Origin of the sequence: Microbacterium sp. RURRCA19A (genome assembly GCF_900156455.1) — a bacterium.
In the GTDB taxonomy this organism is placed as follows: Bacteria; Actinomycetota; Actinomycetes; order Actinomycetales; family Microbacteriaceae; genus Microbacterium.
Map to the genome: position 1 here is coordinate 1 of NZ_FTNQ01000003.1, position 13,303 is coordinate 13,303.

The following is a 13,303-nucleotide window of genomic DNA, read 5'->3' on the forward strand; positions in this document are numbered from 1 at the left end:
GACACTCGGGTGGAAGACTCCAGCAGAAGCCCTCAACGAGCAGATAGAGTCCATCGAACAAGCTGGTGTTGCGACGATCGATTGAGACCGGTCTGCGCTCCTCGATCGGCGTGAACGACGGTGCCGGGTTCGGGACGACGGCGCCAGCGTGCCATCTCGAGCGCGTCAACGACGATCTCCGCGGTGATCCGGTCGCTGATCGACCACCCCACGATCCGCCGGCTGAACGCATCGATCACGGCCGCGCAGTAGACCCATCCGTCTCTCGCCCTGTGCTGCGTGATGTCGCAGAACCACAGCCGATTCGGCGCGTCCGCTCGGAACTGTCGCTTCACGAGATCCTCGTGGGTGGCAGTGTCGGGCTTCCACCCGCGGCGCTTGCGGCGGTGAGAGACCCCGACGAGGCCGTCAAGTCGCATGAGTCGCGCGACGCGTTTGCGGGCGACGTGGACGCCGAGCCCGAGCCGCAGCTCCGCCAGCACCCGAGGAGCCCCGTAGGTCTCTCGCGAACCGGCGTGGATACGGCGGATTGTTGTCGTTAGCTCTGCGTCCGCGATGGCGCGCCGGGAGGGTGATCGGTCTCGCCAGTCGTAGTAGCCGGAGGTCGAGATGTTCAGGAACCGGCAGGCCACCGCGACGGGGATCCCGTCGGCGGCGAGCTCCTGGACCAGCCGGAACCCTATTTTGGGAGCACGTTCTCCCGCGCGAAGTAGGCAGACGCGCGCTTGAGGATCTCGATCTCCATCTCCAGCACCCGGTTGCGGCGCCGCAGCTCGACGAGCTCCTTGTGCTCATCGCTCGTCACACCAACCTTGCGGCCGTTGTCGATCGCGTCGCGGTTCATCCAGTTACGAAGACAGGACTCGCTGATGCCGAGATCGCGGGCGGTCTGGCCAGCAGGGTTGCCCTGCGCGACCAAGTCGAGGGCTCGACGCCGGAACTCCGGCGGGTGGGCAGCAGGCATCTCACGGACTCCTTCCGAGACGATCATCGCCTCAACATCGGTGTCCGGGAAACCGGGTCAGGCTCCCATCTGTCTGATGTGCGCCAGAGCGGTGAGCCGTATGGGCGGGCCTCCGGCCTGTGTCGCTTGCTCCCACATGGCATCCGCTTTGGTGTCAGTGAGGTCTAGGCCTTTCTCACGTTTAGCCCACGCCTTCACATTCGACTTGCCGCCATACCCGACTTCCATGCGCGTTACCTGCGCGGAAAGGAACTCCATGTTTCGGCGCTGCTCCGGTCCGCGGCTGACCTGGAGTGCGATGAAGTAGGCCAGCGTGGCGCGGTCCTCATGGGTGAGCGGCCATTCCCCTGCGGCGATTCGCGCGAAGACACGAGAAGCGTCGCCTTCCACGCCGCTGAGCGCTTTCTCGAATACGTCGTCGCCGTCCTGGTGACCGGGTATTGCGTAGAAGCCGATCTCGGCGGCCGTTTTCCGAACCGACTGCGTGTGGCGATGGTCACCGGGCAGACGGTCAGTGGTGATGCGGTCGTCGTCCGCGAACCCGCGAAGGGAACGCGGGAACGTGGTGATGGCGCTTCGCGGTCGGCTGGGTCATACGCCCGATTGTGCTCTCCGCGTCGCGGCTCGACCGGAATTACGCGACCCGTGTCATGACACAGGATTGACACACGGACCCGGTGACACCGGCCTTGTGTTGGCGCGCAGCCGCGGAATTTCGCGGCTCTAGTTGTTAAAGCGGAACTCCACCACGTCGCCGTCCTGCATGACGTAGTCCTTGCCCTCGAGGCGCGCCTTGCCCTTCGCGCGGGCCTCGGCGACCGAACCGAGCGCGACGAGGTCGGCGAACGAGATGACCTCGGCCTTGATGAAGCCCTTCTCGAAGTCGGTGTGGATGACACCGGCCGCCTGCGGCGCCTTCGCGCCCTGCGGGATCGTCCAGGCGCGGGCCTCCTTGGGCCCGGCGGTGAGGTAGGTCTGCAGGCCCAGCGTGTCGAAGCCGATCCGCGCGAGCTGGTCGAGACCCGACTCGTCCTGCCCGGTGGACGCCAGCAGTTCGGCGGCATCCTCGGGGTCGAGGTCGATCAGTTCCGACTCGATCTTGGCATCCAGGAACACGGCCTTCGCCGGCGCGACCAGCGCGGCCAGCTCGTCCTTCTTCGTCTGGTCGGTGAGAACGGCCTCGTCGACGTTGAAGACGAAGATGAACGGCTTCGCGGTCAGCAGCCCCAGTTCACGGATCGGCGACAGGTCGAGACCGGATGCCGAGAGCAGCACGCCCCGCTGCAGCGCGTCCTGCGCGGCCTTGGCGGCATCCAGCACCGAGGGGTCGAGCTTCTTGCCCTTGACCTCTTTCTCGTACCGCGTGATCGCCTTCTCGAGCGTCTGGAGGTCGGCGAGCTGCAGCTCGGCGTTGATCGTCTCCATGTCGCTCGCGGGGTTCACCTGCCCGTCGACGTGGACCACGTCGTCGTCGGCGAATCCGCGGACGACCTGGGCGATGGCATCCGCTTCACGGATGTTCGCGAGGAACTGGTTACCGAGTCCCTCGCCCTCGCTCGCGCCGCGCACGATGCCGGCGATGTCGACGAACGACACGACGGCGGGCACGAGCCGCTCGGAGCCGAACACGTCGGCGAGCTGCTGCAGGCGCGCATCGGGAAGGTTCACGACCCCGACGTTGGGCTCGATCGTCGCGAACGGGTAGTTCGCCGCGAGCACCGAGTTCTTGGTCAGGGCGTTGAAGAGGGTCGACTTTCCGACGTTGGGAAGGCCGACGATTCCGATGGTAAGAGCCACGGGAGTCCAGGTTACCCGGCCTGCGGCACCCGCACGGCGTCAGGGGTGCCGCGCGCGGAACGCGTGAGTGATGTAGGGAAGGTCGACCGCTCCCCCGTCGGCGAGTGCGGGGACGGATGCCACGACCCCGTCGACCGCGGCGTCGATGCGCGCGCGCTCCTCGGGGCTCGCCGTGATGACGTCGCTGCGCGAGAACACGAGGTCGCGCAGCTGCGGGAGCGTGATCGGCCGGCTCCACTCCCACGACCGGTGCTCGAGATCGACCAGCGGTTCGGCGACACGTGGGCCGCCGTCCGCGATGAGCCGTTCGCCGTGCGAGGCACCCATGGCGCCGGTGAGACGCCGGACCCACTCGACGCGGTCGTCGCGGATGTTCCAGATGAGCCCCAGAACCCCGCCGGCGCGCAGCACGCGGCCGACCTCGCGCGAGCCCGCGTCCGGCTCGACCCAGTGCCAGGCCTGCCCCATCACCACGGCGTCGAGACCGGAGTCCGGCAGCGGCAGATCCTCGGCGGTGCCGGCGAACGTCGGGATGCCGCGGACGTTGTCCCGCAGCGAGGCGAGCATCGTGGCATCCGGGTCGATCGCGACGACATCGGCGCCGAGCTCGACCACGGCACCCGTGAGCTTCCCGGTCCCGGCTCCCACGTCTGCGACATGCAGGGCCCGACCCGGCTCGCGGACCGGCGCGAGCAGCCACTCCACCGCGGCGGAGGGATAGCCCGGACGGCCCGCCTCGTAGGCAGCGGCGGCCCGCCCGAACGACGTCGACTTCCGGATCTCCGTCATGCCCTCGACCCTACGCCGCGTGTTCGCGGCGGGCCGTCCAGCGGATTCCGTGCCGGCCACGCCGACTCCGGATGCCACGACACGGCGTGTCGCGCACGATCTCCGTCGCACGGCCCGCGCCGAAACCCGGCGCGCCTCCCCCGCACCGCCACGATCACCACGGAGGGTGGAGACGTGGCACTGGATTTCACCGCGATCGACTTCGAGACGGCGAATTCCAGCGGTGCGTCCGCGTGTGCGGTGGGTCTGGCCCGCGTCCGCGGCGGTCGCGTGGTCGCCACCGCCGCGTGGCTCATCAAGCCGCCCGCGGGGCACGACGATTTCGCTCCGATCAACGTCGGCATCCACGGCATCCGGTCGGCGGATGTCGTGAACGCACCGGACTGGTCCATGCAGCTGGAACGTCTTACCGCGTTCGCCGGGGCCGACGTGCTGGTCGCGCACAACGCCGGCTTCGACATGTCGGTGCTGCGTCGCGCCTGCGCGGTGACGGGCGACGAGTGCCCTCCGTACCGCTACGTCTGCAGCGTGCAGATGTCACGAAAGACGTACACCCTCGACTCTTACCGACTCCCCCTCGTCGCCGCCGAAGCCGGTTGCTCACCCTTCGCGCACCACGACGCCCTCGCCGACGCCGTCGCGTGCGCCGAGATCACGATCGACTGCGCGCGCCGCGCCCGCGTCGACGACGTGCACGCCCTGGCCGCCCACCTGGGCGTCCGCGTTTCGCAGATCGCGGCCGAGCCCCGGCTCGAACGCGCCGTCGCCTGAGTTCCGCCGCGCTTCCAAACGATGTCGGACCCCTCCGGCACACTGGGCACATGGATGCCATCGCCCTGATCCTCGCGATCCTCGCCCTCGCCGTGGGGGCCGCCGCCGGCTGGTTCGTCGGCACCGCCCGGGCCACGTCCCGCGCCGCGGCCGAGCGCGTCGACCTGACCGCCCGCGTGGCCGCCGCCGACGCCGCGCGCGCCGGACTCGAGGCTCAGCTCGAGCACCAGAGCGCGCTGTACCGCGACCTCGTCGGGCAGACACGCGCAGACCAGGCCGCCCGCGAAGAGCGCGAGCGGCGCGAGCAGACCGTGCTGCGCGCGCTCGACCCCGTACGCGAGACCCTCGACACCATGCAGCGCAAGGTCGACGGCCTCGAGCGCGATCGCGTCGAGCAGTACTCGGCGCTCGGCGAACAGCTGCGACTCTCCCGCGAAGCCGACGAAGCGCTCCGGGCCACGACCGAGGCGCTGGCGTCCGCGATGCGCTCCGGCAGCACGCGCGGCGTGTGGGGCGAGACTCAGCTGCGCCGGGTCGTCGAAGCCGCGGGCCTCACCCGGCACGTCGACTTCGACGTGCAGTCCTCGATCACCTCCGACGCGGGTGCGGGGCGGCCCGACATGGTCGTCCGGCTCCCCGGGGGGAAGGCTCTGGCGGTGGATGCCAAGGTCCCCCTCGACGCGTTCCTGCAGGCCAGCGCCATCGCGGTGACCGCCGCGGGCGACGAAGGAGCGCGGCGGTCCGCCCTCCTGTCCAAGCACGCCAAGGCCGTGCGCGCCCACGTCGACGCGCTCGCGCGGAAGACGTATTGGGCCGGGCTCACCACCAGCCCCGAGTTCGTCATCTGCTTCCTGCCGAGCGAGTCGCTGCTCTCGGCGGCTCTCGACGACGACCCCACGCTGCTCGAGTACGCCTTCGCCCGCCGGGTCGCGCTCGCCTCGCCGGTGAACCTGTGGGCCGTGCTGAAGACCGTGGCTTTCACGTGGACCCAGCAGGACGTGTCCGACGAGGCCCGCACGCTCTTCGCCCTCGGCACCGAGTTGTACGACCGGATCGGGGTGCTCGCCGGACACGCGGGCGACCTGCGGCGTGCGCTGGAGCGGACGGTCGACAGCTACAACAGGTTCGCGGGTTCGCTCGAGTCGCGGGTGCTCGTCTCGGCGCGGAAGTTCCCCGGAATCGATGAGACGAAGCTCGATGCCGTGGTCGCGCCCACCGCGCTCGAATCCTCACCGCGACGCTGGACCGCGCCCGAACTCCTCGCGATCTCCGACGACGGTGCGTCTCCGCGGCAGGAGGACACCTCCACCGGCGGCGTCACGTACGCGGATCTCGGCGACGTCCGTGCGCGCGCCGGAGTCGCTCAGGATGACGGTGGGTCGTCGCTCAAGAACCGCCGGGAACCCAGCTGAGCAGGCTCACCACAGCGGCGGAAACGACCACGAAGGCACCGACCATCCACCACGCGCTGATCTCGTGGCCCTCGGCGCGCCGCTTGCGGAGCAGGACGTCGGGGCGACGGGCGGGATCGACGGCGCTGGCGATCACCGCCTGCGCACCTGTCTGAGGCGCGGTCGGGTTCGTCGTAGCTGCCATGAAGCGATCCCCCTTCGGGTCTCGGAAGAACACAGCGTCGCCGTTGACACTGCTGTCGATTCTGCCAGAGGCCTTTGGGAGAAGGAGTCACGCTTGCGCAACGACACGCCCGGTTGTAGCTGCACGCGCGACAGCTCCCGTGTGCGCCGTCGCATCCCGGCGCCGCGAAACAGCATCGGCCTGACATCCCCATTGCATCCTGCAGTGGACTTGTCGGTCGGATGCAGTCTCGCGGTCGCGGGGCGGCCAGCGCCGCCCGCGCGCAACACCGGCGGCGCGAACGCCCGCTCCGCGTCAGCGCGTCAGAGCCACTTCGACGTCAGGTGCTCCGACGAGATCCGGCGGAGCGTCCCCGAGGCGCCGCGCAAGACCACGCTCTCGGTGTAGATGAAGTCGCCGTCGCGACGCACACCCTGCACGAGCTGGCCATCGGTCACGCCGGTCGCGACGAAGATCGTGTTCTTGCCACGCACGAGGTCGTCGGCCTCGTAGACCTCGCCGTCGACCTTCAGCCCGGCGTCGAGACCCTTCTGCTTCTCGGCGTCGCCGCGCGGGGCGAGGACACCCTGGATGTGCCCGCCGAGGGCCTTGATCGCGCACGCGGTGACGATTCCCTCGGGACTTCCGCCGATCCCCACGCACATGTCCGTCCGGGCGTTGTGGCGCGCGGCGTTGATGCCGCCGGCGACGTCGCCGTCGCTCATGAGACGCGTACCGGCACCCGCCTCGCGGATGTCCGCGATCAGCTGCTCGTGGCGCGGGCGGTTCAGCACCGACACGACGATCTCGTCCACCGGCTTCCCCAGCGCCTTCGCCAGCAGGCGGATGTTCTCGCCGATGGGGAGGCGGATGTCGACCACTCCGACGCCGGCGGGACCGGTGACGAGCTTGTCCATGTAGAAGACGCTGGACGCGTCGAGCATCGAGCCGTGGTCGGAGACCGCGATGACCGACAGAGCGTTCTGACGCCCCGCGGCCGTCAGCGATGTCCCGTCGATCGGGTCGACGGCGACGTCGCACCGGGGGCCTTTGCCGTTGCCGACCCGCTCGCCGTTGTAGAGCATCGGCGCGTTGTCCTTCTCGCCCTCGCCGATGACGATCGTGCCGTCGAAGTTGACGGTGCTGAAGAACGCCCGCATCGCGTCGACGGCCGCGCCGTCGGCGGCCTCCTTGGCTCCACGACCGATGAACGGAACGGCGCGGATGGACGCCGCCTCCGTCGCCCTCACCAGCTCGAGAGCCAGGTTCCGATCGGGATGCAGGGGACTCATGTCGGACGTCAGGCTCACCATGTGGCCCACTGTAGTCAGCGAGGTCGTGACAATCGGCGGATTTCTCCGTTGCACGGACGAAGGAATCGCGATTCTTAACAGAAGAGGAGAACGGGCCTGTTCCTCGCCCACCTACCCCGTCACGATCGGGCGCCTTCGCTAGAGTGACGGTTGTCCCCGTCACGACCAAGGAGCCTCTCCATGCCCGTCGCCACCCCTGAGCAGTACGCCGAGATGCTGGACCGCGCCAAGGCCGGCAGCTTCGCGTACCCCGCGATCAACGTCTCGAGCTCGCAGACCATCAACTCCGTGCTCCAGGGCCTGACCGAGGCCGGCTCTGACGGCATCCTGCAGGTCACCACCGGCGGCGCCGACTACTTCGCCGGCCACACCGTCAAGGCCCGCGCGACCGGCGCGCTCGCGTTCGCCAAGTACGTCACCGAGGTCGCGAAGAACTACCCGATCACGGTCGCGCTGCACACCGACCACTGCCCCAAGGACGCGCTGCCCGGGTTCGTGATCCCCCTGCTCGAGGCCTCGGAGGAAGAGGTCAAGGCCGGCCGCAACCCGATCTTCCAGTCGCACATGTGGGACGGCTCGGCCGTTCCGCTCGATGAGAACATCGACATCGCCGCCGAGCTCCTCCCCCGCCTCAAGAACATCAACGCGATCCTCGAGATCGAGGTCGGCGTCGTCGGCGGCGAAGAGGACGGCGTCGCGCACGAGGGCTCCAACGACGCCCTGTACACGACCGTCGCCGACGTCACCAAGGCCGTCGAGCGTCTCGGCCTCGGCGAGAACGGCCGCTACATCTCCGCGCTGACGTTCGGCAACGTGCACGGCGTGTACAAGCCGGGCGGCGTGAAGCTCCGCCCCGAGCTGCTGGGCGAGATCCAGGAGGGCATCGCCGCGAAGTTCGGTACCGGCCCCAAGCCGCTCGACCTCGTCTTCCACGGCGGCAGCGGATCCACCGACGAGGAGATCGCGCTGGCCGTCTCGAACGGCGTCGTGAAGATGAACATCGACACGGACACCCAGTACGCCTTCACGCGTTCCATCGCGGGCTACATGTTCTCCAACTACGACGGCGTCCTGAAGGTCGACGGCGAGGTCGGCAACAAGAAGCAGTACGACCCCCGCGCGTGGGGCAAGGTCGCCGAGTCGGCGATGGCCGTGCGCGTCGTCGAGGCGACGAAGCAGCTCGGCTCCTTCGGCAAGTCGCAGGGCTGAACCGCATCCCGCGCACGAACGCCCCGGCTCCGGCCGGGGCGTTCGTGCGTTCGGATGGTGAATTCGGCGGAATGCGGCCGGCTACGACCGATACAGCTCCAGCACCGTGGGCTCGTCCGACGGCGACGACAGGATCTCGACCGGGTCGCCGGCGCGCACGTCCCCGGCCCGGCGGACGCGCAGGTAGGCACCGAGGCGCCCCTCATCCGAGAACCTCTTCACCCAGCCGCGTGAGGCCGCGCCGCCGACCCAGCGGGCGAAGGTCGCGCAGGGCGTCCGAGGCATCGTGACCTCCAGCTGCACGGTCTCGCCGACGCGCCAGACTTCACCGATCCGCGCGCCGTTGACGTCGATGCCGTCGAGCCGCAGGTTCTCGCCGAACCAGCCGGGAGCGAGCTCGCGTCCGAGTTCGCCCTCCCAGAACTCGGCGTCGTCCTGCGCATACGCGTAGACCGCCTTGTCGGGGCCGCCGTGGTGCTTGCGGCTCGCCTGCACATCGGTACGCACGCCCAACCGGCCGATCCGGACGGCCCCGTCGAGCGCGCGCTTGTCGATCGCGGTGACGCCCACCGACCCGGAGTCGGGACGCAGGGCATGGACGGCGCAGACGGCGACGAGGCTCGGCATCCCTCGATGCTACGGGCTGTCGAAGTCCCGCCGCATGACCACGCGATCGCCGTCGACCGTCCGGATCTCGATGGAGTCGATCCGGGATGCCGACACGTCGGTGCCCGCGCTCAGCTCGGTGGTCGAGCCGGGACCCGCACGCCAGGTGGAGAGCATCGTCGTCGCCCCCGAGTCGTCCGTGACGGCGAGAGCGTACGGCCAACCGCCGGGCGGCGCGTCGAGGACTTCACCGGTGTACTGACAGACCAGGTCGATCCGGGTGCCCCACTCGACCGGCGTCAGCTTCACCGACGCCTCCAACGGCGCACCGGCGACGTCGTTCAGCGCGTAGACCGCACCGCCACCGTCGGTCGGGGTGCTGGTGAGGGCCAGCACGCTCGGCACCGCGATGATCAGCAGTGCCGCCGCTGCGGCACCGGCCCACACGGCGACGACGCGCCGACGGCGACGCCGCGCGGTGCGGACGATCCGCCCCCGGAGCGCCGGATCTGGAGAGGTCGGTGCGGCACGGAGCTGTGCGTCGGCGCCGTCGATCGCTCGGGCGCGCTCGGGCGACAGGCGCGACAGGAGCCCGGCCGTGGGGGCGAGCTCGGCCACGGCGGCGCGACAGAGCGGGCACTCGTCGAGGTGACGTTCGTACTCGCCGCGGTCCGCGGCCGGCAGCGCCCCCAACACGTACGCGCCGTCCCAGGTGGCGAATCTCTCGTGATCGGAGGTCATCGCGTCACCCCTCTCTCCTGCAGGGCGAGCCGGAGCGCGCGCACGGCGTAGTGCAGACGCGACTTGACCGTCCCGACCGGGATTCCCAGTTCTTCCGCCGCCTGTGCGACGCTCCGACCGCCGTAGTACGCCGAGACGATGACCGCGCGGTGGTCGGGAGTCAGGGTGGCCAGCGCCTCTTCCACGAGGAGTGCGTCGAACATCGCATCCGTGTCATCTCCGCCCGCGGTCTCGGGAAGCTCGTCGACGGGCTGCTCATGACGCCGCCGGGCGCTGCGCGCGTCGTCGATGACGATGTTGCGGGCGACGGTGAACATCCACGACCGCAGCCGCGAGGGGTCGTCCGCCATGACGCGCGGCGTCCGCCAGGCGCGCAGCAGGGTCTCCTGCACAACGTCGTCCGCGCCCGCATGGTCGCCCGTGAGGCTCACGACGTACCGCCAGACGGGCGCGGCGTGCGCGTCGTACAGCGCGGTCAGTTGCGCGTGGTCGTCTCGCATCGCGGCATCCCTCCTGTTCTCCTCACGGTGAACACGGGATGCCGGGCCACGCGGTTCAGTTCGCGAACGCGCCGGTGAGAGCCGAGAGGAACGCGGGGTCGGCCGTGAGGGCGATGGTGATGCAGACGCCCGCGACGAGCGTGGTCGCCACGAAGCCGACGAGCGGCACCCAGAACGCGATCCGACCCCGCCGCAGTCGCCGCCAGGTGAGCGCGGCCGTGAGCAGGTAGCCGATCGCATACACGACGGATGCCACCGCACCCCAGACGTAGCCGGTGGACAGGGCCGTGTAGGTGGCGTCCACGCCGAGGATCTGGGCAGCACGCTCGGCGTAGCCGGGGAAGTCCAGGAGCTGGGTGATGGTGGAGATCACCGAGATCAGGCCGTAGACGAGCAGGACGAGCGTGGCGACCCGGTCGGCGAGCGGGCCGCGCGCGCGGGGCGCGACCGGTGCCGCTTCGGCGACCGACTCGGGCGCCGGTGCCACGCCCGCTTCGAGCGCCTCGGTCACCTCCGGACGCTGGATGCGCGCGCGCTGCTCCTCGGGCGAGGCGTACTCGCCGTATTGCGGACGCGGGCGGGCGTCGTCGCCGCTCACGCGCGGCCTCGGCCGCCGAGCGCCCGCTGGTCGCGCTTGCCCGACGAGTCCTGACGCAGCTCCTTGGGCAGGGAGAACATGAGGTCCTCCTCGGCGGTGCGCACCTCTTCGACGTCGCGGTAGCCGGCGCCGGCGAGCTCCTGGAGCACCTCGGTGACGAGGACCTCGGGCACCGAGGCACCGCTGGTGACACCCACGGTCTCGACGCCGTCGAGCCATTCCTGACGCACTTCGTCGACGTAGTCGACGCGGTAGGCGGCCTTGGCGCCGTGCTCGAGCGCGACCTCCACGAGGCGCACGCTGTTCGACGAGTTGGCCGAGCCCACGACGATCACCAGGTCCGCGTCGCGCGCGACCTTCTTGATCGCGACCTGGCGGTTCTGGGTGGCGTAGCAGATGTCGTCGGACGGCGGATCCTGCAGCTCGGGGAAGCGCAGACGCAGACGGCGCACGGTCTCCATCGTCTCGTCGACCGAGAGCGTGGTCTGCGACAGCCACACGACCTTCGACGGGTCGCGCACCTCGACGGTGTCGGCGTGCTCGGGCGAGTTCACGACGGTGACGTGCTCGGGGGCCTCGCCCGCCGTGCCCTCGACCTCTTCGTGGCCCTCGTGGCCGATCAGCAGGATCTCGAAGTCGTCACGTGCGAAACGCACCGCCTCGCGGTGCACTTTGGTGACCAGGGGGCAGGTGGCGTCGATCGCCTGGAGATGCCGATCGGACGCCGCCGACACGACCGCCGGCGAGACGCCGTGGGCGCTGAAGACGACGTGCGAACCCTCGGGGACCTCGTCGACCTCTTCGACGAAGATCGCGCCCTGCTTCTCGAGCTCGGTCACGACGTGGATGTTGTGCACGATCTGCTTGCGCACGTACACCGGCGCGCCATAGCGTTCGAGCGCCTTCTCGACGGCGATGACGGCACGGTCGACGCCGGCGCAGTAACCGCGCGGGGCTGCCAACAGCACCTTCTTCTGTCCGTGGACGGGGATATCCTGGAGCCGCCCGCGTCGACCCGGAATCCGGGGAACGGGCAGGTGGACGGCAGGTGTGCTCACCCCTCGATTCTACGGGGGCGCCCCTGGGCGACGGCCGAACCGCCCACCACCGACCCCCTGAGAGAGCATGACCTCCTTCCGACCCGATGCCGTCGAGGGCCAGGCGCCCCCGGCCGACTCCGTGCACCCGCGCGATTCGAAGAACGAGGCGCCCACGTCGGTGTCGCGACTGAACGACACGATCCGCGGGTTCATCGAGCGCTGGGGATCCGTGTGGGTCGAAGGCGAGATCACCTCCTTCAACCGCCGTGGCGGCAACGTCTTCGGGCGTCTGAAAGACCTCGGGACCGACTCGACGGTCGCCTTCCGCATCTGGTCGAGCACGCTGGCGCGACTGCCCAAAGACCTGCAGGTCGGCGATCACGTCGTGGCGTGCGTCAAGGCGGACTACTTCCCGCGCACGGGCGATTTCTCGTTCGCGGTGTCGGCGATGCGGCACGTGGGGCTGGGCGAACAGCTCGAACGTCTGGAGCGGCTGCGCGCGCAGTTGCGGTCCGAGGGGCTGTTCGACCCCGCGCGGAAGAAGACGCTGCCGTTCCTCCCCCACTGCATCGGTCTGATCACGGGCGAGAACTCGGATGCCGAGAAGGACGTGCACCGCAACGCCGAGTTGCGCTGGCCGCAGGTGCGGTTCCGCACGCGATACGCCGCCGTGCAGGGCGATCGCTGCGTCCCCGAGACCCTCGCGGCGTTGGCGGCACTGGACGCCGACCCCGAGGTCGACGTCATCGTCATCGCGCGCGGCGGCGGGGATCCTCAGACGCTCCTCGGTTTCAGCGACGAGCGACTGGTGCGCGCGGTGGCGGCGGCATCCACCCCGATCGTCAGCGCCATCGGCCACGAGAACGACCGCCCGCTGCTGGACGACGTCGCCGACGTGCGGGCCTCCACTCCGACCGACGCCGCCAAGCGCGTGGTGCCCGACGTGAGCGAGCAGCGCGCGCTCGTCGCGCAGTTGCGTGCGCGGCTGACGGGTCGCCTCACGCAACGCGTCCTGCACGACATCGCGCAGCTCGAACAGCTGCGGTCGCGTCCGGTGCTGCGGACACCGCACTCGATGCTCACCTCCCGCGCTCAGGACGTCTGGATGCTGGCCACGCGCGGTCGCGACATCGTCGACCGGCGCCTGCAGGGCGAGGAACGGCGCACGCGCGAACTCCGCGCGGCGCTCCGGGCTCTCTCACCGGAGGCGACCCTGGCGCGCGGATACGCGATCGCGCAGATCGAGGGCGGAGGCATCGTGCGCGACGCGACCCAGGCGCCCGCGGGCTCGCGCGTCGTGGTGACCGTCGCCGACGGCGCCTTCGGCGCCTCCTCCACAGGCCCTGTCGACGGCTCCGAGTCCCCCGCGGGCAGCGGTGCCTCCGCCGGTCGCGCCTAAG

General features: G+C 69.9%; 16 protein-coding genes. 4 read left to right on the forward strand and 12 right to left on the reverse strand.

The genetic code is table 11. The annotated features are described in order from the left end of the window. Positions 1 to 32 precede the first annotated feature (32 nt). The 5 genes from BW982_RS12355 to BW982_RS12375 form a co-directional block, all read right to left on the reverse strand. Positions 33 to 683 carry an IS3 family transposase gene (locus BW982_RS12355; RefSeq protein WP_139327442.1) on the reverse strand — a complete coding sequence of 217 codons (651 nt, stop codon included), beginning with the start codon at positions 681 to 683 and terminating at the stop codon, positions 33 to 35. Further along, entirely contained in the window at positions 680 to 964 is a 285-nt protein-coding gene (locus BW982_RS12360; RefSeq protein WP_076494324.1) for a transposase, read from the reverse strand. The genes BW982_RS12355 and BW982_RS12360 overlap by 4 nt, the downstream gene beginning before the upstream one ends. 57 nt (positions 965 to 1,021) lie before the next feature. Beyond that, positions 1,022 to 1,534, reverse strand: coding sequence for a DUF4238 domain-containing protein (locus BW982_RS17520; RefSeq protein WP_083696686.1), 513 nt, complete (start codon positions 1,532 to 1,534; stop codon positions 1,022 to 1,024). Between the two features lie 153 nt (positions 1,535 to 1,687). Next, on the reverse strand, positions 1,688 to 2,761 hold the full coding sequence (gene ychF, locus BW982_RS12370; protein WP_076493781.1) for a redox-regulated ATPase YchF: 1,074 nt from the start codon (positions 2,759 to 2,761) through the stop codon (positions 1,688 to 1,690). 39 nt (positions 2,762 to 2,800) lie between these two features. Beyond that, a complete protein-coding gene (locus BW982_RS12375) occupies positions 2,801 to 3,550 on the reverse strand; it encodes a class I SAM-dependent methyltransferase (RefSeq protein ID WP_076493782.1) in 750 nt (249 codons plus the stop codon). A gap of 174 nt (positions 3,551 to 3,724) precedes the next feature. Between BW982_RS12375 and BW982_RS12380 the strand changes: the two genes are divergently transcribed. Both BW982_RS12380 and BW982_RS12385 read left to right on the forward strand, forming a co-directional pair. After that, positions 3,725 to 4,321: a 3'-5' exonuclease gene (locus BW982_RS12380; RefSeq protein ID WP_076493784.1), complete on the forward strand. Its 597-nt coding sequence runs from the start codon at positions 3,725 to 3,727 to the stop codon at positions 4,319 to 4,321. Between the two features lie 50 nt (positions 4,322 to 4,371). Next, complete coding sequence (locus BW982_RS12385) at positions 4,372 to 5,733, forward strand: DNA recombination protein RmuC (protein ID WP_076493786.1); 1,362 nt, start codon at positions 4,372 to 4,374, stop codon at positions 5,731 to 5,733. Here the strand turns inward: BW982_RS12385 and BW982_RS12390 are convergent. Next, on the reverse strand, positions 5,708 to 5,917 hold the full coding sequence (locus BW982_RS12390) for a UDP-N-acetylmuramyl pentapeptide phosphotransferase (RefSeq protein ID WP_076493788.1): 210 nt from the start codon (positions 5,915 to 5,917) through the stop codon (positions 5,708 to 5,710). The genes BW982_RS12385 and BW982_RS12390 overlap by 26 nt on opposite strands. A gap of 302 nt (positions 5,918 to 6,219) precedes the next feature. After that, entirely contained in the window at positions 6,220 to 7,209 is a 990-nt protein-coding gene (gene glpX, locus BW982_RS12395) for a class II fructose-bisphosphatase (protein ID WP_076493790.1), read from the reverse strand. 180 nt (positions 7,210 to 7,389) lie between these two features. Here glpX and fbaA point away from each other — a divergent pair, with 180 nt between their 5' ends. Next, a complete protein-coding gene (fbaA, locus tag BW982_RS12400) occupies positions 7,390 to 8,418 on the forward strand; it encodes a class II fructose-bisphosphate aldolase (RefSeq protein WP_076493792.1) in 1,029 nt (342 codons plus the stop codon). An 81-nt stretch (positions 8,419 to 8,499) separates the two neighbouring features. Here the strand turns inward: fbaA and BW982_RS12405 are convergent, their stop codons facing one another. From BW982_RS12405 to BW982_RS12425, 5 genes are read right to left on the reverse strand one after another with little or no spacing between them, the layout of a single operon-like run. Beyond that, a complete protein-coding gene (locus tag BW982_RS12405; RefSeq protein WP_076493793.1) occupies positions 8,500 to 9,045 on the reverse strand; it encodes an MOSC domain-containing protein in 546 nt (181 codons plus the stop codon). Between the two features lie 9 nt (positions 9,046 to 9,054). Beyond that, positions 9,055 to 9,765 carry an anti-sigma factor family protein gene (locus BW982_RS12410; protein ID WP_076493795.1) on the reverse strand — a complete coding sequence of 237 codons (711 nt, stop codon included), beginning with the start codon at positions 9,763 to 9,765 and terminating at the stop codon, positions 9,055 to 9,057. Next, complete coding sequence (locus BW982_RS12415; RefSeq protein ID WP_076493796.1) at positions 9,762 to 10,265, reverse strand: sigma-70 family RNA polymerase sigma factor; 504 nt, start codon at positions 10,263 to 10,265, stop codon at positions 9,762 to 9,764. The genes BW982_RS12410 and BW982_RS12415 overlap by 4 nt, the downstream gene beginning before the upstream one ends. Before the next feature lie 55 nt (positions 10,266 to 10,320). After that, positions 10,321 to 10,863, reverse strand: coding sequence for a DUF6264 family protein (locus BW982_RS12420; protein WP_076493798.1), 543 nt, complete (start codon positions 10,861 to 10,863; stop codon positions 10,321 to 10,323). Beyond that, a complete protein-coding gene (locus BW982_RS12425) occupies positions 10,860 to 11,921 on the reverse strand; it encodes a 4-hydroxy-3-methylbut-2-enyl diphosphate reductase (RefSeq protein ID WP_254845587.1) in 1,062 nt (353 codons plus the stop codon). The genes BW982_RS12420 and BW982_RS12425 overlap by 4 nt, the downstream gene beginning before the upstream one ends. 67 nt (positions 11,922 to 11,988) lie before the next feature. On the opposite strand from BW982_RS12425, the gene xseA reads away from it, so the two are divergent. Further along, a complete protein-coding gene (gene xseA / locus BW982_RS12430; protein ID WP_076493800.1) occupies positions 11,989 to 13,302 on the forward strand; it encodes an exodeoxyribonuclease VII large subunit in 1,314 nt (437 codons plus the stop codon). The last annotated feature ends 1 nt before the right edge of the window (position 13,303 follow it).

Excerpts from the sequence above, each read along its gene's own strand:
- BW982_RS12360 (WP_076494324.1), bottom strand. The coding sequence starts at position 964 with ATGCCTGCTGCCCACCCGCCGGAGTTCCGGCGTCGAGCCCTCGACTTG.
- BW982_RS12375 (WP_076493782.1), bottom strand. The coding sequence starts at position 3,550 with ATGACGGAGATCCGGAAGTCGACGTCGTTCGGGCGGGCCGCCGCTGCC.
- BW982_RS12385 (WP_076493786.1), top strand. The coding sequence starts at position 4,372 with ATGGATGCCATCGCCCTGATCCTCGCGATCCTCGCCCTCGCCGTGGGG.
- BW982_RS12390 (WP_076493788.1), bottom strand. The coding sequence starts at position 5,917 with ATGGCAGCTACGACGAACCCGACCGCGCCTCAGACAGGTGCGCAGGCG.
- glpX (WP_076493790.1), bottom strand. The coding sequence starts at position 7,209 with ATGGTGAGCCTGACGTCCGACATGAGTCCCCTGCATCCCGATCGGAAC.
- fbaA (WP_076493792.1), top strand. The coding sequence starts at position 7,390 with ATGCCCGTCGCCACCCCTGAGCAGTACGCCGAGATGCTGGACCGCGCC.
- BW982_RS12405 (WP_076493793.1), bottom strand. The coding sequence starts at position 9,045 with ATGCCGAGCCTCGTCGCCGTCTGCGCCGTCCATGCCCTGCGTCCCGAC.
- BW982_RS12410 (WP_076493795.1), bottom strand. The coding sequence starts at position 9,765 with ATGACCTCCGATCACGAGAGATTCGCCACCTGGGACGGCGCGTACGTG.
- BW982_RS12415 (WP_076493796.1), bottom strand. The coding sequence starts at position 10,265 with ATGCGAGACGACCACGCGCAACTGACCGCGCTGTACGACGCGCACGCC.
- xseA (WP_076493800.1), top strand. The coding sequence starts at position 11,989 with ATGACCTCCTTCCGACCCGATGCCGTCGAGGGCCAGGCGCCCCCGGCC.